General features: G+C 39.8%; 21 protein-coding genes. 8 read left to right on the forward strand and 13 right to left on the reverse strand.

Annotated elements, in window-relative coordinates; translation table 11 throughout:
- Positions 1–28: 28 nt before the first annotated feature.
- The 4 genes from sdhA to infA are packed head-to-tail and all read left to right on the forward strand — an operon-like array spanning position 29 to position 3,242.
- Positions 29–1,843, forward strand: coding sequence for a succinate dehydrogenase flavoprotein subunit (gene sdhA, locus A379_RS01600; protein WP_051144898.1), 1,815 nt, complete (start codon positions 29–31; stop codon positions 1,841–1,843).
- Positions 1,844–1,859: 16 nt separating this feature from the next.
- Positions 1,860–2,561: a succinate dehydrogenase iron-sulfur subunit gene (locus A379_RS01605; protein WP_040725220.1), complete on the forward strand. Its 702-nt coding sequence runs from the start codon at positions 1,860–1,862 to the stop codon at positions 2,559–2,561.
- Between the two features lie 51 nt (positions 2,562–2,612).
- Positions 2,613–2,972, forward strand: coding sequence for a hypothetical protein (locus tag A379_RS01610; protein WP_040725221.1), 360 nt, complete (start codon positions 2,613–2,615; stop codon positions 2,970–2,972).
- 51 nt (positions 2,973–3,023) lie between these two features.
- A complete protein-coding gene (gene infA / locus A379_RS01615) occupies positions 3,024–3,242 on the forward strand; it encodes a translation initiation factor IF-1 (protein ID WP_029407455.1) in 219 nt (72 codons plus the stop codon).
- A 498-nt stretch (positions 3,243–3,740) separates the two neighbouring features.
- On the opposite strand, the gene A379_RS01620 is transcribed toward infA, so the two are convergent.
- The 7 genes from A379_RS01620 to A379_RS01655 form a co-directional block, all read right to left on the reverse strand.
- Positions 3,741–4,607 carry a hypothetical protein gene (locus A379_RS01620; RefSeq protein WP_040725224.1) on the reverse strand — a complete coding sequence of 289 codons (867 nt, stop codon included), beginning with the start codon at positions 4,605–4,607 and terminating at the stop codon, positions 3,741–3,743.
- A 57-nt stretch (positions 4,608–4,664) separates the two neighbouring features.
- Positions 4,665–5,516 (reverse strand): hypothetical protein, encoded by an 852-nt coding sequence (locus tag A379_RS01625; RefSeq protein WP_040725225.1) that lies wholly within the window; start codon positions 5,514–5,516, stop codon positions 4,665–4,667.
- The gene (locus A379_RS12530; protein WP_051144900.1) at positions 5,509–6,093 is read right to left on the reverse strand and encodes a 2OG-Fe(II) oxygenase; all 585 of its coding nucleotides are present in this window, start codon (positions 6,091–6,093) and stop codon (positions 5,509–5,511) included. The genes A379_RS01625 and A379_RS12530 overlap by 8 nt, the downstream gene beginning before the upstream one ends.
- Before the next feature lie 8 nt (positions 6,094–6,101).
- Positions 6,102–7,010: an HlyD family type I secretion periplasmic adaptor subunit gene (locus tag A379_RS01635; RefSeq protein WP_051144901.1), complete on the reverse strand. Its 909-nt coding sequence runs from the start codon at positions 7,008–7,010 to the stop codon at positions 6,102–6,104.
- Between the two features lie 334 nt (positions 7,011–7,344).
- The gene (gene clpA / locus A379_RS01645; RefSeq protein WP_040725228.1) at positions 7,345–9,588 is read right to left on the reverse strand and encodes an ATP-dependent Clp protease ATP-binding subunit ClpA; all 2,244 of its coding nucleotides are present in this window, start codon (positions 9,586–9,588) and stop codon (positions 7,345–7,347) included.
- 1 nt (position 9,589) lies between these two features.
- Positions 9,590–9,907: an ATP-dependent Clp protease adapter ClpS gene (gene clpS / locus A379_RS01650; protein WP_040725229.1), complete on the reverse strand. Its 318-nt coding sequence runs from the start codon at positions 9,905–9,907 to the stop codon at positions 9,590–9,592.
- Between the two features lie 326 nt (positions 9,908–10,233).
- Positions 10,234–11,073, reverse strand: a complete 840-nt coding sequence (locus A379_RS01655; protein ID WP_040725231.1) for a DnaJ C-terminal domain-containing protein — start codon at positions 11,071–11,073, stop codon at positions 10,234–10,236.
- Between the two features lie 243 nt (positions 11,074–11,316).
- On the opposite strand from A379_RS01655, the gene A379_RS01660 reads away from it, so the two are divergent.
- Positions 11,317–11,886, forward strand: a complete 570-nt coding sequence (locus A379_RS01660) for an alkylphosphonate utilization protein (protein WP_040725233.1) — start codon at positions 11,317–11,319, stop codon at positions 11,884–11,886.
- 97 nt (positions 11,887–11,983) lie between these two features.
- Here A379_RS01660 and A379_RS12900 read toward each other — a convergent pair whose 3' ends face one another.
- Positions 11,984–12,151: a DUF2986 domain-containing protein gene (locus A379_RS12900; RefSeq protein WP_081696302.1), complete on the reverse strand. Its 168-nt coding sequence runs from the start codon at positions 12,149–12,151 to the stop codon at positions 11,984–11,986.
- A 142-nt stretch (positions 12,152–12,293) separates the two neighbouring features.
- Between A379_RS12900 and A379_RS01665 the strand changes: the two genes are divergently transcribed.
- Together A379_RS01665 and A379_RS01670 are read left to right on the forward strand one after the other, a co-directional pair.
- The gene (locus tag A379_RS01665) at positions 12,294–13,010 is read left to right on the forward strand and encodes a YebC/PmpR family DNA-binding transcriptional regulator (protein ID WP_040725240.1); all 717 of its coding nucleotides are present in this window, start codon (positions 12,294–12,296) and stop codon (positions 13,008–13,010) included.
- 134 nt (positions 13,011–13,144) lie between these two features.
- On the forward strand, positions 13,145–14,101 hold the full coding sequence (locus A379_RS01670; RefSeq protein WP_051144902.1) for a sensor domain-containing diguanylate cyclase: 957 nt from the start codon (positions 13,145–13,147) through the stop codon (positions 14,099–14,101).
- Between the two features lie 51 nt (positions 14,102–14,152).
- Here A379_RS01670 and A379_RS01675 read toward each other — a convergent pair whose 3' ends face one another.
- On the reverse strand, positions 14,153–14,683 hold the full coding sequence (locus A379_RS01675) for a YaeQ family protein (RefSeq protein WP_040725244.1): 531 nt from the start codon (positions 14,681–14,683) through the stop codon (positions 14,153–14,155).
- Positions 14,684–14,894: 211 nt separating this feature from the next.
- Here A379_RS01675 and A379_RS01680 point away from each other — a divergent pair, with 211 nt between their 5' ends.
- A complete protein-coding gene (locus tag A379_RS01680; RefSeq protein WP_232744801.1) occupies positions 14,895–15,383 on the forward strand; it encodes a CopD family protein in 489 nt (162 codons plus the stop codon).
- Between the two features lie 46 nt (positions 15,384–15,429).
- On the opposite strand, the gene mnmH is transcribed toward A379_RS01680, so the two are convergent.
- The 4 genes from mnmH to A379_RS01700 form a co-directional block, all read right to left on the reverse strand.
- Complete coding sequence (mnmH, locus tag A379_RS01685) at positions 15,430–16,536, reverse strand: tRNA 2-selenouridine(34) synthase MnmH (RefSeq protein WP_051144904.1); 1,107 nt, start codon at positions 16,534–16,536, stop codon at positions 15,430–15,432.
- Positions 16,536–17,588, reverse strand: coding sequence for a selenide, water dikinase SelD (gene selD / locus A379_RS01690; protein WP_040728521.1), 1,053 nt, complete (start codon positions 17,586–17,588; stop codon positions 16,536–16,538). Before selD ends, mnmH begins: the two co-directional genes overlap by 1 nt.
- A 157-nt stretch (positions 17,589–17,745) precedes the next feature.
- Positions 17,746–18,513, reverse strand: coding sequence for a viroplasmin family protein (locus A379_RS01695; RefSeq protein ID WP_040725246.1), 768 nt, complete (start codon positions 18,511–18,513; stop codon positions 17,746–17,748).
- A 198-nt stretch (positions 18,514–18,711) separates the two neighbouring features.
- Complete coding sequence (locus A379_RS01700; protein ID WP_040725249.1) at positions 18,712–19,566, reverse strand: PA4780 family RIO1-like protein kinase; 855 nt, start codon at positions 19,564–19,566, stop codon at positions 18,712–18,714.
- Positions 19,567–19,570: the final 4 nt, after the last annotated feature.

Genomic DNA, 19,570 nt, shown 5'->3' on the forward strand with positions numbered 1-19,570 from the left:
AAACCCCTACGGTGAAATGTAAACATTTATGACAAACCAATCAATCGAATACAATAAACTTCCCCATCAGGCTTTTGACGCTTTGATTATTGGTGCTGGTGGCGCAGGATTAAGAGCCGCTTTGCAACTGGTTGAATCAGGGCATAAAGTCGCCGTTGTTTCCAAAGTTTTTCCTACCCGCTCTCATACTGTGGCCGCTCAAGGTGGAATAAACGCCGCCCTAGGCAATGTCACTCCTGATAATTGGCAATGGCACATGTATGACACCATTAAAGGCAGTGACTACTTAGGTGACCAAGACGCCATTGAATTTATGTGTCAAGAAGCGGCTGAAATAGTTCGAGAGCTCGAACATTTTGGCGTGCCCTTTTCTCGGCTCGACAATGGCAAAATCTACCAGCGAGCGTTTGGTGGTCAAAGTCAAAATTTCGGTCAAGAACAAGCCTACCGAACCTGCGCCGCAGCGGATAGAACTGGACACGCAATCCTGCACTCACTCTATCAACAAAACATTCGCCAAGGCACCACCGTCTTTGATGAATATTATGCGATTGATTTACTTAAAGACACTGAAGGGGCTGTGTGTGGCGTCGTCGTCATGAACATCCATAATGGCGAATACCAATTACTGCAAAGCTCTCATACTCTGCTTGCAACAGGGGGTGCAGGCCAAGTGTTTAGAACCAATACCAATGCCAGCATTAATACGGGAGATGGTTTGGGGATGGTTTTACGTGCAGGCTATCCACTTCAAGACATGGAGTTTTGGCAATTTCATCCAACTGGCGTCGCTGGCAAAGGCATGTTGATTTCTGAAGCGGCCCGAGGTGAAGGCGGTGTACTTAGAAATTCATTGGGTGAAGCCTTTATGGAAAAATATGCACCTCATGTTAAAGACTTAGCCTCTCGTGACGTAGTCTCTAGAGCCATTGCCATGGAAGTCAATGAAGGCCGTGGTTGTGGCCCAAATAAAGACTACATTCTATTAGATTTAACCCATTTGGATGACGTCATTATCAAAGAACGACTGCCTGGCATTCGGGATATTAGCATGACTTTTATGGGAATCGACCCTGTAGAACAGGCGGTGCCGATATTCCCCACGTGTCACTATATGATGGGCGGAATTCCCACCAATTTAAACGGCCAAGTCATTACGCAAAAAATTGATAAAAGCTCACAAGTGGTAACAGGTCTGTACGCCGTAGGTGAATGTGCTTGTGTATCGGTTCATGGTGCTAACAGATTAGGTGGTAATTCATTATTAGATATTGTAGTTTTTGGACGAAAAGCCGCACAAACCATTTCAGAGCACATTCATCACACACAAAATAGTCCCTCCTCGCATGAACCACATCAACTGGATACAACATTTATTAACGCGATTTTCAAACGAATTAACCGTTGGACACAGATTGAAAAACCGAATACCTCTGACAGTATCAATCAGATAAAACAAGACTTGCAAAAAATCATGGAACAAGGCTGTGGTGTCTTTCGAAAACAAAAAACCATGCAACAAGCTTTAGACAAACTCCCTGCCATAGAAGCTCGATTAAAAAACGTTGCCCTAACTGACAACAGTAATGTCTTCAATTTAGAACGTTTGGCCGCATTTGAACTTGAGAACCTAGTCGGCATTGCCTATGCCACGGTAGTATCGGCTTTAGCTCGTGAAGAAAGCCGTGGCGCACACTCTCGCGTTGACTATCAAGAACGAGATGACCAGGCCTGGTTAAAACACAGTTTATATTTTCATCAAACACACAGCCTAAGTTATAAACCAGTCAATCTATCGCCAAAAACGCACACTACCTTTACACCTAAAGCCCGTGTTTACTAAGTTTTAAGGAAAGCTCATGCAACTGATTATTAGCCGTTTTAATCCAGAAACTGACAAAAGGCCTTATGATAAAACTTATAACATTGACGACAGTTTAGTTCCTGATGACCTAATGCTACTCGGTTTATTGCACTTGGTACGCCAACAAGACCCTACACTTGGATTTCGTTCTTCTTGTCAAGAAGGCGTGTGCGGTTCGGATGGCATGAACGTCAATGGAAAAAACCACCTAAGCTGTATTACACGGGTGTCATCACTTGCACAACCCATTGTGATTAAACCGCTACCAGGCCTGCCGATTATTAAGGATTTAATTATCGACATGAATTTGTTCTATAGCCAATATCAAAGCGTAAAGCCTTTTTTACAAACAACAGAACTTAACCTTGAACATGAGCATCTACAATCGCCAGAAGATAGAGCCAAACTTGATGGAAGTTATGAATGCATTTTATGCGGATGCTGCTCGACAGCCTGTCCCTCCTTTTGGTGGAACCCTAATCAGTTTGCAGGCCCAGCCGCTTTATTAGCTGCACAACGTTTTGTGATTGATTCTAGAGATATAAAACATATTGACCGCATCAAACAATTAGACAGCCCAACCAATGTGTTTCGTTGCCGTCATATTCAGAATTGTACCGACGCTTGCCCTAAAGGCTTAAACCCGAGTCGAGCCATTCAAGAGCTTAAATCGATTATGGTTAAAAAGCTTTATTAATGCGGTATCAGTTTTATTAACTCTAAAATTTAAGGGAAACAAAAAGAGACCATGGATAAAGAAAACCCATCCACAAATAGTCAAACATGGTCATTTAAAGACTGGCAAAAGCGTGCATTATTTCTTTGCAAAAGAGGTAATCTAGAAACTGAATTACTTTTAAAAAGCTACATTCATTCTTTAAACGGTACGCTACCTGTTGATATTAAGGGTAATTTAATTTTTTCAGAAAAAGATCTTATACAAAAAACTGAACTGATTAACGCTCTTTTTCTTGAGTCTGAACAGAACTTATTTCATTGGTTATTAGAGTCTCAATCGAGCCTTACCAAGCCCGTCTCCCCTGTTCCACAACGCTATTTGAAACTAATTCAGGAAATAAGGGATAATTATTTGAATTCAAACAACTAAATTTGTTATAATCCGCGCACAATTTTTTATAGAAAGGATTTAAACAAGCTTATGGCAAAACAAGACGTTATTGAATTCGACGGTGTCGTTCTAGAAACTTTACCGAACACGATGTTTAAAGTAGAGTTAGAAAATGGTCACCAAATTTTGGCACACATCTCAGGACGTATGCGTAAAAACTATATCCGAATTCTTGCGGGCGATGCTGTAAAAGTAGAACTTACTCCATACGACCTCACTAAAGGACGTATTACTTACCGCGGTAAATAAGCTGGTAAGTTGAGAGAAATTCAAAACCTTTCTAAATAAAAAACCCCTTACTATCATTTGATACTAAGGGGTTTTTTATTACTTGAAATCAGGGGCGTATCCATATATGACCCCAATTATTTGGTTTTTATTAAAAAATCCAGCATTACCAAAATCACAAAACCCGCTTAACAAAACTTGCTAAGTGGGTTCTTTTTTATAAATTACCAGGCCTGGTAACTTCAAAATAAAAGGGTAGCGTCCCCTTTTTCACATATTTTAAAAACAATTCTACCAGGCCTGCTATCACTGAAACCAACGAAAACTTAATAACTACAAAATTAAAAAGATAACTTATCCACAAAAAACGGCTTTGACCTCTTTTTAGCTTTGACCCCTTTTTATTCACATATTATTGCCAGTGCCGTCAAAAAATACGCCTAATCTAATTACATCTGCCATATTGCTACCCTCTTTAATCTCTAAATTCTGACTCTATCCCAACAAACTATCAGCTACTTATTCAAACCAACCAGTAAACCAAATTGTTACTTTCTCTTTAAGCTCTTCCCAAGAAAGTGGTTTTTGTTTTGGCTCTGTCGGCTTGGGTAGGGTTCTAAAATAATCCTGTAATGTCCCTTTGCCCGTATAAGCTTTACTACCCTCATCATCGGCAAAAATATTGATCTGAAAAATTTCACTTCTCATTTCATTCACACCAAAATCTGGGTGGGTAACGCGGTTATTTTCGGTGGGTTTAATAAACTGGTTTTTACCTTGCCCATCTCTGATTTTCATAAAACAATAAAATCCATCGCCACTTAACCTTGTATAAAATTTCGTCCTACAAAAATAATTGCTCTCAGTGGCAATACGAAAATACTGTTTATCGGTGAATAATGTGCCTGGCATTAAAGGGTGCCCCCCACTTTTTATGCCCGTCTTATAACCGTAATAAATAGGCGAAACTTCCTGCTCGGTATCCAAAAGAATATGGGCAGAATAGAGTTCCTTGTCATACTGGCGTCTTAATACCAGCTCAATACGCCTAAATTGATAACCGCATTGCCCGTCGGTTTCCTGTTGATAAACCGGGATTTCAATATGATAGTTTTCTTCAGTAATACGATAGCTTTTGCCTGCAAGCATGGGTTTTCGGGTGGCGGTGCTTGGGTTTTGTTGAGTGCACTCTTTGGCATTGCTGGTACCTTTATAAATCACCGAAAAAGTCGCCTCTAACCGTGGATCTTTTTTACCTTCAAAAGTGTAAATAACAGGCTCACTGGCAAATAAAGCAATCGGCAACAACACCATCGCGCTCATTAAAAAACCCTTTTTAAAAAACACTGAGCTATCTAATTTGCCAATTCTAATTTCATTTGCCATTTTGCTATCCTCTCTAATCTCTAAATTCTGACTTTATCCCAACAAACTATCTGCTACTTATTCAAACCAACTGGTTACTTTCTCTTTAAGTTCACTCCAAGAAAGTGGTTTTTGTTTCGGTTCTGGGGGTTTGGGTAAAATTTTAAACTCACCGTAAACTATCCCTTTTTCTCTTTCAGGAGGGTAATAGGCACTACCTTCATCATCTGCCATTATGTTTATTTGAAAAGTTTCGCTTTTCATTTCATTAACCCCAAATTCAGGATGAGTAACCCGATTATATTTAGTAGGCTTAATAAACTGGTTTTCACCTTCACCATCTCGAATTTTCATATAACAATAAAAGTCAGTACCAAGCCTCTCAAAAAATTTCGTCCTACAAAAATAATTGCTCTCAGTCGCAATGCGAAAATATTTTTTATCGGTGAATAATGTGCCTGGCATTAAAGGGTGCCCCCCCCCACTTTTTATGCCCGTCTTATAACCGTAATAAATAGGCGAAACTTCCTGCTCGGTATCCAAAAGAATATGGGCCGAATAGAGTTCCTTGTCATACTGGCGTCTTAATACCAGCTCAATACGCCTAAATTGATAACCGCATTGCCCGTCGGTTTCCTGTTGATAAACCGGGATTTCAATATGATAGTTTTCTTCAGTAATACGGTAGCTTTTGCCTGCAAGCATGGGTTTTCGGGTGGCGGTGCTTGGGTTTTGTTGTGTGCACTCTCTTGTGTTACTGGTGCCTTTATAAATCACCGAAAAAATCGCTTGTAGGCGTGGGTCTTTTTTACCTTCAAAGGTATAAATTACCGGTGCACTGGCAACCGATTCACTGGAAAAAACTGAAAACGGTACATAACAAAATACAAAAACCAGCAAACTTTGATTTAGCGGTTTATTCTTAAACATAATGCATATAACTCCCAACAATGTATTTTGGATTTTTGCCTTTTACGGCATGGGCTTGGTGCAACCAGTTCCACATGGGTGGAAATAAAATAAGGCTTCCCTGTTTGGGTTTAACTTTAATATTGAACTGTTTAAAGCTGGTTTCTCCACCTTCAAAATCATCGTTCAAATAAATATAAAACACTAAAAATCGCCTTGCCGATGCATAATCCGATACATCGACATGTTCGCCAAAGCTATCATTTGCATTGGGTAGGTAGCGTTTCATACGAATCGGTTCTAACTTAAATTGTTCTGGCCATTGGTGCGGTTGAATATGATGTTCTTTTTTGTAGGCATTAATGGCTTGTAAAAATAGCGGTTGAAGTTGTTTTGCTTCTTGCTCAAACGCGTCACTTTCTAAAAAGTTAATTTGGGTGAATTGCATTTTCCAGTCACTGGTTTTATCTTGTTGGTGTTCATCTTTTTGGCACTGAGGATTAGCTTCAAACTTTTCTATCAAGGCTTTGCAATTCTGTGGCGAGAGCACATTTTCATAAACGGTAATAAAGTTTTGGGCAGAGTCATTTTTTGTCATGTTGTGCTCTACCTTTCTCCAATACTTTCATTTTGATAACGCAGTAAAGGTGTTAATAAGTATTCAATAATACGTCTTTGCCCCGTTTTAATCTCCGCGGTCACTTGCATGCCGGGTGAAAGATCAACGAGTTTGTTATCGACATAGACATTGTTTTTCTCTATTTTTAAACGCATGGCGTAGACCAGCCCTAAGTCTTTATTTTCAACAGCATCACGCGAGATATTGCTGATTTTTGCATCAATCACTCCGTATTTAGTGAAGTTAAAGGTGTCGATTTTGACTTCGGCGTTTAATGCTGACTCTCGGCCTTCATGCACAAAACCAATGTCTTTGTTTAAGAGCATGGCTTCTACTTCTAACTTTTGGTTTTTAGGCACTATGACCATAAGCTCTTGGGCGGAGGTGACTACTCCACCGACGGTATTCATGGCGAGTTGTTGTACCGTGCCGTTAATGGGTGATTGAATAACATATTGTTTTAGGCGTTGTTGGGCTTTAATGTAATCTTGCTCGGCAAGGTCTTTTTGGCGTTGGGTATCTAACAATCGTTGCATTAAGGTTTGCTTGGTGTGGCTACGTAAGCTGGCTTGTTGCGATTGCATTTGTTTGAGCTGTGCATGAATACTTTGAATTCTTAGAGATTCAATTTTTAGATCTTGGGTTTGTTCTATAAAGTTTTGTTTGATTTGTAGAAACTGATCTTCTGAGATAAGGCTTCTATCAAGCAGTTTATGACTGGATTGCAACCGCTTTTGGGTAATGGGTAACACTTTTGATAGTTTGGTTTCTGAGGCTTTGGCGGATTGAAGAGTTTTGCTTTTGCCCGTTGGCACAAGTTGACCTGTGGCGGTGGCCACAATATTTGCTGGAATAAAACGCTGAAAAAAAAGCGGAAGTGAAATAATAAGAAACATTAACCCATATTAATGCAAAACACATTAATAGGTAAATACTTTTACGTATTTTAATCGTTTTTTAGCATTTCACTTTGAATGATTTGAATATCTAAATGAGACCTTTGCTCGAGTCATGGACAAAGGTCTTTAAATTAAGTTCAATCGGTTTTACCAGGCCTGGTAAAACCTGTGAGCCATTAATACTTTGTAGGCACAGGGCATGTCCAGTGGCCATTAATACTTTGTAGGCACAGGGCACGTCCTGTGGCCACCAATACTTTGTAAGCACAGGGCATGTCCTAAAAATGAATTATCAATTTAATCAAAGAGATAAATTCAAATTAATGGCAGGTTATTTTTCAACCTTTTCAAAGGTAAGCGCATCGTCTTTACAATCAATAAAGACTTCGCCACCGTGTTGTAAATCACCAAACAGTAATTTCTCGGCCAGTGGTTGTTTGACCTTCTCTTGAATCAATCGTTCCATTGGACGTGCGCCCATTAGTGGATCATAGCCTTTGGTGGCTAACCAATGACGTGCGGCATCACTTAATTTAACGGTCACTTTTTTATCGGCTAATGCGTTTTCTAACGCATAAATAAACTTGTTCACGACCGATTCCATAGACTCTTCAGATAAGCGGTTAAACTGAATAACGGCATCTAAACGGTTACGGAATTCTGGGGTAAAGACTTTTTTAAGCTCGGCGTCAAAGTCCATTGTATGGTCTTGTAAGGTAAAGCCCATGCTAGAGCGTGCCATTTGCTCAGCACCCACGTTAGAAGTCATAATTAAGATAATGTTTCTAAAATCGGCTTTACGGCCGTTATTATCAGTCAAGGTTCCGTGATCCATCACTTGTAATAACAAGTTAAAGACATCAGGATGCGCCTTTTCAATTTCATCTAATAACACAACCGCATGCGGGTTTTTAGCGACCGCTTCGGTTAATAAACCACCTTGGTCATAACCTACATAACCAGGAGGCGCGCCAATTAAACGTGACACCGTATGGCGTTCCATATATTCAGACATGTCAAAACGCAGCATTTCAACGCCCATGTGGTTGGCTAACTGCTGGCTTAATTCCGTTTTACCCACACCGGTTGGCCCTGCAAATAAAAATGAAGCGGTGGGTTTATTAGGATTATTTAAGCCAGAACGCGCCAAATGAATGGCTGATGTGACTTTTTCTACTGCGGCGTTTTGACCAAAAATCACGCGTTTTAAATTGGCTTCTAAGTCAAATAACTTGTCTTTCTCTTTTTGGGTGATTTGCGAAACGGGAATACGTGCGATACTAGCAACTACGTGCTGTACTTCTGCCACACCAATTTGTTTTTTACGTTTACTGGCAACAGCTAAGCGCTGTTTAGCTCCCGCTTCATCAATCACATCAATCGCTTTATCAGGTAATTGTCTATCCGTTAAATAACGTGCTGACAGAGCAACCGCTTCTTTTAAAGCTGGTAATGTGTATTTCACATCATGATGTTCTTCATATTTAGACTTTAAGCCTTTTAGAATCTCAAAACTCTCTTGCTGAGTCGGCTCTTTCACATCTACCTTTTGAAAACGGCGCGCCAAAGCACGATCTTTTTCAAACACACCACGGTACTCTTCATAAGTGGTTGCGCCAACGCAACGTAATTTGCCAGAAGATAAAGAAGGTTTCATTAAATTAGAAGCGTCCATTGCACCGCCTTGAACGGCTCCCGCACCAATGACGGTATGAATTTCATCAATAAACAAAATCGCATGCTGTTCTTGCTCTAACGCTTTTAATAACGCTTTAAAACGCTTTTCAAAATCACCACGATAACGTGTACCCGCTAATAAGGCACCCATATCCAAACTATAAACCACGGCATCAGCTAAACTTTCAGGTACTTTTTCATGCACGATTTGATACGCCAAACCTTCTGCCACGGCCGTTTTACCCACTCCTGGCTCACCAACCAATAACGGGTTATTTTTACGTCGACGGCTTAATACCTCCAGCGTACGATTTAACTCCCACTCACGACCAATGATTGGATCGATTTTGCCAGAGACAACCTCTTCATTAAGGTTGGTGGTAAAACTCTCTAAAGGTGATTTCTTCTGCTCACCACCAGGCTGCATTTGCTCGTCATCCGTCTCACCAGTAGCGGGCAAATAATCTTCACTCTCCGCAGCAGTTACCCCATGAGAGAGAAAACTTAAGACATCAACACGCTCAACACCGTTGCTTTCAAGCAAATACACCGCCTGAGAGTCTTGCTCAGCATATAAAGAAGCTAAAACATGTACCGCAGTGACTTCTGGGTATCCATTTGATTGAACCAAATAGATAGCTCGTTCAATCACTCGCTGAAAACTCATGGTTGGCTGTAACTCATCAGGCTTACGACTGACCATTTCAGACTCTAAAAAGCGTTCTAACCCCTCCTCAATCGCAACCACATCGGCACCACAGGCATTAACCACCTCTTGGACTGCTGGCACGCCTAATAACTCTAATAGTAGATGCTCTAGAGTAACAAACTCGTGCTCATACTCATGCGCTACACTAAACGCGTTACTTAAGGTCATTTGTAATTCTTTACTTAACATCTTAGGCGACCTCTAACTGACACATTAATGGGTGTTTATTTTGACGAGAATAACTGTTTACTTGTTGTACTTTCATTTCTGCAATCTCACGACTAAACACACCACACACACCCTTTCCTTCTTGATGCACTGCCAACATAACGGCATTTGCTTTTAGCTCATCCATACCAAAAAAACGTTGCAATACATCAACAACAAACTCCATTGGTGTGTAATCATCATTTAATAGAACCACTTGATATTTTTTTGGTGGTTTAACTTTAGGTTTAGCTGTTTCTAGTAATAAATTACCATCATCATATTCTGAAGAATAAGGCATGTGCTCTCTTTCGTTTTATGCTCTCTGAAAATACTCGGTTCTCAGCTTAGTTAATCTTTTAGAACTTTTTGTATACACTCGTTAAAGACCTTTATACGTAACATTGCAAAGGTCTTCCTAACAAAGCTCTCTTTTATATTTTACCCTAAAGCAATTAAAGCAATATCGGTTCCTTAAAAGCGCATAACAGAATCCTTTTTTACTCATTCTTTTTAGCTCAAATTTACTCAATAGAGAGTTCATATGGGAAATCGAAACAAATTCAAGGGTAATTGGGAGCTTTATACGAGTAGGTCCACATTATTAAATCTCGTAAATAAATTGCGTTAATTAGCAATCACTCTTAAATACAAATCCCCCGCTTTTGTTTCTCTATCCGCAGGCAAGCCTTTTCCAATAATTTTAATCACGTTTTCAGAAGAGTAGTTTTCTGGCAAATAAAACTCTACTTTACCACTCACAACATCTAAACGGACTTGCTCGCCTAACTTCATTAAACTTTTATTTATCAAAACCGTGCTGTAAATATCCGCACCTTTTAATTTGTAACGACTGCTATCGACCTTAATATCAAACTTCACTAAAAAATCACCCGCAACACCACCAAATAAACCCGTATAGCCTTTTCCTTTAATCCTAAAGGTTTTATTTTCAAAGGCCTTACGGGTAAATTTTATTTTTTGCCTAAGAGCGGGAATATAAAAGCTTCCCAAGTGAAGTAAACGAATGGCATAACGTAGCGTAAGAGGATAGGTAATGACTCGATCTTTGCCATTGATTGGTTTTTGTTGACGATAAGCCGTTCGTGTATTTTCAGAACTTCTGTTCTCATTTTGAGAGGTTTTATCATTATGTTCAGCATCGTTATTTTGCTTATAATCATTGCTGTTTGCTCCTCTTTGCGAAGGGCCTGAAGATGTTTTTGCATAATTCCGCAACTTGAATAAATCATATTCATAACAATAATCTTCACGGTATTTACTCAAAACCTCATAAGCCAAAGCCACTTCTTGAAAAAGTACTTTTGCATTATGTATCTTTGAAACATCTGGATGATATCGCCTCGCCATTTTTCGATAAGCTAATTTTACCGTTTGGGAACATGCGCCATAATGCACACCCAAAACGGCAAAATAATCCTTATTAAAATCGTAATTTGCTCTCAACGTCTTCTCTTTACCTTGCTAAAACCATTTCCAAAACAATTTAACTCTATTTAACACGCTTTTTAAATTAAAAAAGTAAAAAAGAAGTCACCCATTATCCATAAAATAACCAGGCCTGGTGACTTATCTTTTTGGATTAACCTTGGGTTGTATCCCTTATAACTGAAGGGATTAATGACTTTTAAGCCTATTTATTGCATAATACGCCCACCCAATTTTACAGACTTTAAAAGGATTATTCATATGAGCGTTGAGCAAGCTTTAATTGCCCGCAGTGGTAACAAATGTGAACTATGTGGTTCAGAACACGATTTATCGGTATTTGAAGTTGCACCAAGTGACGGCTCAGAAGAGCAAACCGTATTGGTTTGCGAGACATGTAAATCACAAATGGAAAACCCTGACACAATCGATGCCAATCACTGGCGTTGTTTGAATGACAGCATGTGGTCACCGACTCCAGCCGTACAAGTACTTTCTTACAGAATGTTACACGCTTTACGTGCAGAAGGTTGGCCACAAGATCTTTTAGATATGATGTACCTTGACGATGATATGAAAGCGTGGGCTGATGCGGGTCTTGCCAATGAAGATGATGACACTACCCCAACGAAAGACAGCAACGGAACCGTTCTAAATGAAGGTGATGATGTTACCTTAATTAAAGATTTGGATGTTAAAGGCGCAAACTTCACGGCAAAACGTGGAACTTTAGTTAAGAATATTCACCTAACAGACAACCCTTTACACATTGAAGGCAAAGTCAACGGTACACAAATTGTATTAGTTGCGGCTTTCTTGAAAAAGGCTTAAACCACGCTCTATTTCAGAACTTATTCTACTGAGCTTTGCAAAAAGACAAAAGCCACTTTAATTTAGTACGCCTGAATTAAAGTGGCTTTTTTGTCATTTAAACGTCCTTCTCTTCCTGGCTATTATCAGATTCAATAACCACCTCTGCGACTTCTTCACGATCTGCTTTCGCAATATAAGGCTCTTTATTTTTTGGGAATCTTTTTGCCTTAGCTTGTTTTAACTTTTTCTCAAATTTTTGTCTGATTTTCTTCTGTCGATTCATTTTTCCGTCCTAACTCATCACATGTATTATGTTTTTCATTACAATTAAGAGCGATTTTAGAGCAAAACCTCCTCAATAATGGTGGAATTGTGTAAAATTTACCGCACAAATTTTTAAATGCATTTTTAATGGAGCATAAACAATGGGAAGAGCCTTTCAAAACCGCAAAGAATCCATGGCAAAAACCTCGGATCAAAAAGCCAAGGTATATAGTAAATACAGCCGTGAGATTTATGTTTGTGCCAAGTCTGGAGGCGTCGAAACTGAAGGTAACCTAGCTTTACAAGGCTTAATTGATAGAGCAAAGAAAGACCAAGTTCCTGCACATGTTATTGAAAAAGCGATTGAAAAAGCCAAAGGTGGTGGCGGTGAAGATTTTGCCGCAGCACGCTATGAAGGTTATGGCCCAGGTAACACCATGGTGATTGTTGAGTGTTTAACCGATAACCCAAACCGTACCTTTGGTGATGTGCGTCACTGCTTTACCAAAACCAACTGCAAAATAGGAACTCAAGGCAGCGTATCTCATATGTTCGACCACTCAGCTATTTTAGTCTTTGCAGGTGAGGATGAAGAAGCCGCATTAGAAGCATTAATGATGGCGGATGTCGATGTCACCGATATTGAAGCAGAAGACGGTAAAATTACGGTATTTGCACCACATACCGAATACTTTAAAGCTAAAAATGCCCTAAAAGAAGCTTTTGAAGGTATTGAATTTGAAGTGGATGAAATTCAATTTGTGCCACAGATGACTAAAACCATTGAAGGTGAAGATTTAGAGATGTTTGAAAAATTCATTAACCTGCTTGAAGATTTAGATGACGTGCAAAAAGTCTATTACGACGCAGAGTTTTAGTTTCCATTAAACTTAATCACCTAGTCAAAACCCTAGTCTTTATTGGTTAACCCTCTGAATTAACCACTAGGGTTTTGCTTTGATAGCAACGGCCTATCTTACAAGACTCATCCACTAAACAGCCCAAAATAATCATGTATAAACTTAGTCATATTAATGGTAAAAACCTTATTCGAGAACTCGAATTAATGCTTAATGATATTCACCGTTATTCTGACATGGTCAACCAACACGTTATTACTTCATCTACTGATCTTGATGGCAAAATAACCAGTGTAAGCCAAGCTTTTTGTCGTATTTCAGGCTACTCAGAAGATGAGTTAATAGGACAAAATCACAGTTTATTTAGACACCCAGACATGCCCGACTCGTTTTTTAAAGAGATGTGGGAAACCATTCAAGCAGATAAACCATGGACAGGAGAAGTCAAAAATAGCAACAAAAATGACGAGGCCTATTGGGTAACCATGAACATTGACCCAATTAAAGATGCCAGTGGTGAAACAACAGGCTATTTAGCCATTCGCCATGACATCACTGACCACAAACGAATAGAAAGTTTAACCATAACCGATGATCTTACTGGGGCTTGGAACCGTCGCCAATATAATCGAATTTTGCCATTAGAAATTAGCCGCGCTAGACGTGACAATAGTTACTTGTGTTTTTTGATGATGGATGCCGATAATTTCAAAAAATATAACGACACCTATGGCCACCAAGCGGGTGATGAAGTGCTAAAAACCATCGTTAGTACAACCAAGTCTTGTTTTCAACGTTCTAGTGATTCTGTCTTTAGATTAGGTGGTGAAGAATTTGCCGTGCTTTACAGCGTTGATGATCCAGAACAGGCGATTTTAGTAGCAGAACGTTGTAAAACGATGTTGTATGACCAAAACATCGAACACTCAGGCAATCCACCCTACCAAAGAGTGACACTTTCTATGGGGCTAATGATTCTACACCCAGATAAATCCTACATTAAAGAAGAAATTTATAAATATGCCGATGAAGCGCTTTATACCGCTAAACGCAATGGACGCAACACCCTAGTCGTACACGATACTGAAAACGACATTGAACTTTTCTAGGTTTTAAGTAATGGATTAGTTAATCTAAAAAACGGTCATTGCTCTTAAAGCCTAATTTAAATGCTGGCAAACCACCTCACAATCCCCTTTATCGGTTGTTACATAAGCTGAATCGCCCGAAATGGTTACCGACATATCGGTGGTTCTATCGACCAGGCCTGCTAACTTTTGAATTTGTTTATTATCAAAACAATAAAAGTTCGCTTTTAACTGGCTAAATTTAGCCTCACCTTGCTTCCACCAAACCTCAGCTTTGCTGTTGAAACTGTACACTTTTACTTCACGAGCTAAAGTAGTTGCTTTCTTGACTCTATCAAAAGCTGGCTCACCAATATCAATCCATAACATTAATTGATCATCTAAAGTTCGCACCCAAATATCGGGATCCTCGATTGAGCTTAACCCTTTTGTGAAATCTAAAAATTCTTGATAGTTCCAACAATAGGCCATCACTCGAGCCATCATCCGCTCTACATTTTCAGAGGGGTGCATCGCCACTGTTAATGCCATTGAATCATATACATCACGATTCATATCTGAAAGTGAGATTCTAAATTTATAGATAGTCGGTTTTAGTGCCACAAGGTTTTGCCTTTAAATAAGCTAAGTGAATTTAAGTCGGCTGCGTAGTTTAGCAGAGAAATAACGCAATACGATTTTTAGGTTGCATAAACGACTACCAATATAGAGAATAGAGACTACTTGAAACCACATATTGGCTTCATTAATCTTTACCCTGTTCAAAGACGAACGTATTTCTTAATTATCATCAGCCATTCTAAGAGAGAAGACAATGTCATTAAATGTTATGTCATTCATTGATCAACTTGCTATCGCCCTTCATAGCTTGACAGCAGTACTTTGGGTAGGCGGAATATTTTTAGCCTATCGCATTTTAAGACCCGCCGCGATGACTCTTGAACCACCGATTCGTTTACGATTATGGGTGAATGTATTTAGTCGGTTTTTTCCATGGGTATGGCTGTTTATTATTGTCTTAGTCGTAACAGGCTATTGGGACTGGAGTGTAAGTTTTGGTGCTTTAGAAACCACTCCTTTTTATATTCACGCCATGCAGATTATTGGCTGGGTAATGATTATTTTATTTGCCTGGTTATATTTTGTGCCATTTGCAAAATTTAAACAGTTGGTTGCAGATGAAAACTTTCCATTGGCGGGTGCCATAATGAATAATCAAATGCGCCCTATTATTGCAATTAATCTCTCTTTAGGTGTCATTGAGGTCATCATTGGAGCAGCTGGTCCATTTTGGGGAATATAGTCCTAAAACGAATTCAGTTCTGAGTAGCTAACATTAAAAGATTCATTTATTTTAGATACTCAACCACTTCTTGAATAGAGCCTTTAAAAGTAACCGAATGGTTATTCTTTTGCATTTGATAGTCGTACATTGGGTCGTAATATTCCGCCAATAGTGTTTCTATCCAGGCCTGGTGTTCTTCTATTGAGTTTTGGTTTAACTGGGCTTGCATAGCAAAGTCAAATTGACTTAGAACCCTTTGATAGCGCTCACCGCCCAAGCGCTTTTGAATACGTTGCATAGCGGCACGCATAAAAGCTTCCCAGTCGTTGATATTGGCGTATTCTTTTTGAGCCTGCACCACGTATTCATCAAGTGTAATCGCTATACGCTCTTTCATTGGCGTTTCAACAACTACCCTTGAGCCACTTTTTAAGCATGCAAATAACTCTTTAGAAAAATTAACCGAACCAATATTTCGTCCTTCATCTTCAATAACCAAACGTGATGAGTCGTTTTCCATAAAACGGATTAAAGCCATTGCCAAATTGTTTTCAAAATTGATTTGGGTCGGTTGGGGGGTGGCGTGACGACCAAAAGCTGAGCCACGGTGATGCGCTAATCCTTCTAAATCAATGGTGTTATTGAGTTGATGAATGGCAATGGTTTTACCTGAACCAGTTCGTCCTGCCAAAACAATCGGTTGAATCTTTTTTTGTTCTAGCAGGCCTGGTAAGTGATCTAAATAATCAATTAAATAGCGTCTAAACGCTTTATACCCACCTTTTAAACGCACAATTTCTCGGCCAGCATCTTGCAACCATTGTTGCGAAATTTTAGAGCGCATTCCTCCTCTAAAACAATACAACATCGCCTCTGGGTAGGCCTCCATAAACTGAATCCACGATTTTACCCTAGGTGCTCTTGCGCTCTCATTGACTAACTGATGACCCAGCTTTACCGCCGCTGCATTGCCATGCTGTTTGTAGCACACTCCCACTTTATGGCGCTCTTCATCATTCATTAAAGGCAAGTTAACCGATGAAGCAAACGCACCCTGATTAAACTCCACAGGCGCACGAACATCGATTAATGGTGTTTGGTTAAGCACAATCGATTTAAAATCATCGGTTTGTGGTAATTCGCCTGTAAATTCGGTAATTGCCGCCGCCATTAAATGACCTCTACGCAGTGCGATTGTGAATCCGCTGAAACGGTTTGACCAATTGATTGCAGTTTTAAACCATGCTCAGCCGCAACCGCCTTAAATTCAGCCACCGCCTCTTGGCGAACCACCGCCAGTAAGCCACCAGAGGTTTGTGGGTCACACAAAATCATTTTTTGGGTTTCAGTTAAGACACCTTCTGCGGGCGATACCTTATGTCCATAACTGGCGTAGTTACGCCCTGTTCCACCTGGCGTACAGCCTTGTTGTAAATAATTTAATACATTGGGCAAAATCGGGACCTGATCAAATTTAATTTGCGCGGCTATGCCACTGCCTTCACAAATTTCAATTAAGTGACCCAAAATACCAAACCCAGTTACATCGGTCAGTGCAGTTACCCCATCAATTTGGGCAAAATCAGTGCCTGGTTTATTTAAGGTAGTCATCGCTTTAATCGCCATATCTAAATGTTCTGGCTGAATCTTTTTCTGTTTTTGTGCGGTGGTTAAAATACCAATCCCCACAGGTTTGGTTAAAAACAGCTCACAACCTGCTTCGGCAGAGGCGTTCTTTTTAAGGTGTTTATTATCTACAATCCCGGTTACCGCCAAACCAAAAATCGGTTCGGGTGCATCAATGGAGTGTCCTCCTGCTAAAGGAATTCCCGCGGCTTCACAAGTAGCTCGGCCACCATCTATGACTTGCTGCCCAATCTCAGGAGGTAAAATATCAATCGGCCAACCAAAAATGGCAATCGCCATCAAAGGCTTACCGCCCATGGCGTAAATATCACTAATCGCATTGGTAGCGGCAATTTGCCCAAAGGTAAAAGGGTCATCCACAATAGGCATAAAAAAGTCAGTGGTACTTAATACTGAAGTGCCATTACCCAAATCATAGGCCGCAGCATCATCTTTGGTGCTGTTGCCCACTAATAAGTTTGGATTTGGCACAATTTTCATAGAGGTTTTTAAAATACTGTCTAACACCATGGGCGAAATTTTACAGCCACAACCCGCTCCATGACTGTACTCAGTCAATTTAATCGGCTCTGCTATGCTATTGCTATTATTCATGGAAATATTCCTTTGGTGTTTTGTGATGCCTAATCAACTTATTGATCAATAATTAACTTACCAGGCCTGTAAAGCCTTGCGTGAAACCTGCTGTTTTTTTTGTAAATCTAATCTGGATAATAAAACCGTTAATCGTAACCTAACCCGCCTGCATCTTTAATATTTCAGCGACCTCAATAGGTTCTGGATAACGTGCAAAAGCGGTCTCTTTTTCGGCAATCGCCACCATAGACATTCTGTCGGCCAATTCATTACCTTCAACGCCAACATGCCCATTAACATGTAGCACTTGAATTTTACCTTTTAAGGTTTGATGTAATTTAAACATCGCTTGAATGAGTTCAAGATTTTTAATTTCTCCGCCTGACTTTTTCCAGCCCTTTTTCTCCCAACCAATCGCCCACTGAGTAACACATTGAATAGAGTATTTAGAATCACAAAAAATGACCACAGAGCGACCCTTTTCGGTTTCTGTTTTGGCCATCATTAACGCTTGGTGTAAGGCATTTAATTCGGCGGTATTGTTTGTGCCCATGGGGTTATATAAACCATACCAAAGTTCTGCAATTTGATTATTACGGTAAACCGCCATACCTGAACCTGCCTGGCCTGGATTAGGATCGCAACCGCCATCGGTAAAAATCTTAACCTCTAAATCCATCGTATCAATTTCAGCGGCCGTGTAGGTTTTAATCCCATTAACAGCGGGTTTCTTTTTTACTGAAGATTGAGTTTTAGAGGTGGGTTGAGTGGTTTTACCACCAAAGGCTTGTTCGGCTTCCGCTTGGGTTGGAAACGATTTATATTTGGCACCCGCAAACTTATCTACTTGAGCTTTACAACTGTTCCAATCGGTATAAATTCCAGGTTTTCTACCTGCCCAAACTACATAATATTTTTTTGCCATGGTTCTTCTATTTCTTATTTTGATATTGTTTTAAATCACCACTAAGACACGAAGTCACGAAGATTTAATGAGAGGTAAAGCACATTCGATTACTTAAAAAAATCTATTCAATACACCGTTTACAAATGCTTTAAAGCTATTCACCAACTATTTTTTTTAAAAAAACTTCGTGTCTTCGTGACATCGTGGTTAAAAATTTTAATCTTCTAAAGCGGCTTTTAAACGTTCTTGGCGAGCTTGCTCTTCTTCTAAAGCGGCCTTAATTTCAAGCATTACCGAATCCACATCAGCGTCTTTTTCTTGTTCATCAAACACGCCTGTTAATTGGGTTTCTTGGCTTAACTCTCCCGCTTCAAACAAGGCCCAAATCTCTTTTGCGTATTGGGTATTTTTAAGCTCAGGCGCAAACTGTGCGTAATAGTTGGTCATATTATCAATATCACGCGTCAGCATACGTTTAGCATTGTTATTGGCTGCCGCATTGACCGCTTGTGGTAAATCAATAATCACAGGGCCATATTCATCCACTAGCACATTAAATTCAGATAAATCGCCGTGAATCAGACCTACCGATAACATCAGCATCACATAGTGCATTACTTCGGCATGGTCTTCTATGGCTTGTTCTGCGGTCATAGAAACATCATTTAAACGCGGTGCGACATCTCCGTCTTCATCGGTAATCAGTTCCATTAACAAAACACCGTCAAAACAGCCATAAGGCTCAGGTACTCTTACGCCAACTTGTGCCAACTTATAAAGTGCATCTACCTCTGCGTTTTGCCAAATATCCTCTTGTTGTTGGCGACCAAACTTAGAACCTTTTTGCATGGCTCGGGCACGTCGGCTATTTTTAACCTTACGCCCCTCTTGGTATTCAACTGCTTTTTTAAAGCTACGTTTACTGGCTTCTTTATACACTTTGGCACAGCGAATCTCATCACCACAACGTACCATATATACATCAGCTTCTTTACCGCTCATTAAACGGCGAATAACTTCGTCAACAAGTCCATCTTCAACTAAAGGGAGTATTCTTTCAGGGGTTTTCATAATC

Source organism: Thiomicrorhabdus sp. Kp2 (genome assembly GCF_000478585.1).
GTDB lineage: Bacteria > Pseudomonadota > Gammaproteobacteria > Thiomicrospirales > Thiomicrospiraceae > Thiomicrorhabdus.

Coding starts and splice junctions, on each gene's coding strand:
- A379_RS01635 (WP_051144901.1), bottom strand. CDS start 7,010: ATGTTTCTTATTATTTCACTTCCGCTTTTTTTTCAGCGTTTTATTCCA.
- A379_RS01665 (WP_040725240.1), top strand. CDS start 12,294: ATGGGAAGAGCCTTTCAAAACCGCAAAGAATCCATGGCAAAAACCTCG.
- clpS (WP_040725229.1), bottom strand. CDS start 9,907: ATGCCTTATTCTTCAGAATATGATGATGGTAATTTATTACTAGAAACA.
- infA (WP_029407455.1), top strand. CDS start 3,024: ATGGCAAAACAAGACGTTATTGAATTCGACGGTGTCGTTCTAGAAACT.
- A379_RS01700 (WP_040725249.1), bottom strand. CDS start 19,566: ATGAAAACCCCTGAAAGAATACTCCCTTTAGTTGAAGATGGACTTGTT.
- sdhA (WP_051144898.1), top strand. CDS start 29: ATGACAAACCAATCAATCGAATACAATAAACTTCCCCATCAGGCTTTT.
- A379_RS01695 (WP_040725246.1), bottom strand. CDS start 18,513: ATGGCAAAAAAATATTATGTAGTTTGGGCAGGTAGAAAACCTGGAATT.
- A379_RS01625 (WP_040725225.1), bottom strand. CDS start 5,516: ATGTTTAAGAATAAACCGCTAAATCAAAGTTTGCTGGTTTTTGTATTT.
- A379_RS01610 (WP_040725221.1), top strand. CDS start 2,613: ATGGATAAAGAAAACCCATCCACAAATAGTCAAACATGGTCATTTAAA.
- A379_RS01620 (WP_040725224.1), bottom strand. CDS start 4,607: ATGGCAAATGAAATTAGAATTGGCAAATTAGATAGCTCAGTGTTTTTT.
- A379_RS01605 (WP_040725220.1), top strand. CDS start 1,860: ATGCAACTGATTATTAGCCGTTTTAATCCAGAAACTGACAAAAGGCCT.
- A379_RS12900 (WP_081696302.1), bottom strand. CDS start 12,151: ATGAATCGACAGAAGAAAATCAGACAAAAATTTGAGAAAAAGTTAAAA.
- A379_RS01670 (WP_051144902.1), top strand. CDS start 13,145: ATGTATAAACTTAGTCATATTAATGGTAAAAACCTTATTCGAGAACTC.
- A379_RS01680 (WP_232744801.1), top strand. CDS start 14,895: ATGTCATTAAATGTTATGTCATTCATTGATCAACTTGCTATCGCCCTT.
- A379_RS01660 (WP_040725233.1), top strand. CDS start 11,317: ATGAGCGTTGAGCAAGCTTTAATTGCCCGCAGTGGTAACAAATGTGAA.
- mnmH (WP_051144904.1), bottom strand. CDS start 16,536: ATGGCGGCGGCAATTACCGAATTTACAGGCGAATTACCACAAACCGAT.
- A379_RS12530 (WP_051144900.1), bottom strand. CDS start 6,093: ATGACAAAAAATGACTCTGCCCAAAACTTTATTACCGTTTATGAAAAT.
- clpA (WP_040725228.1), bottom strand. CDS start 9,588: ATGTTAAGTAAAGAATTACAAATGACCTTAAGTAACGCGTTTAGTGTA.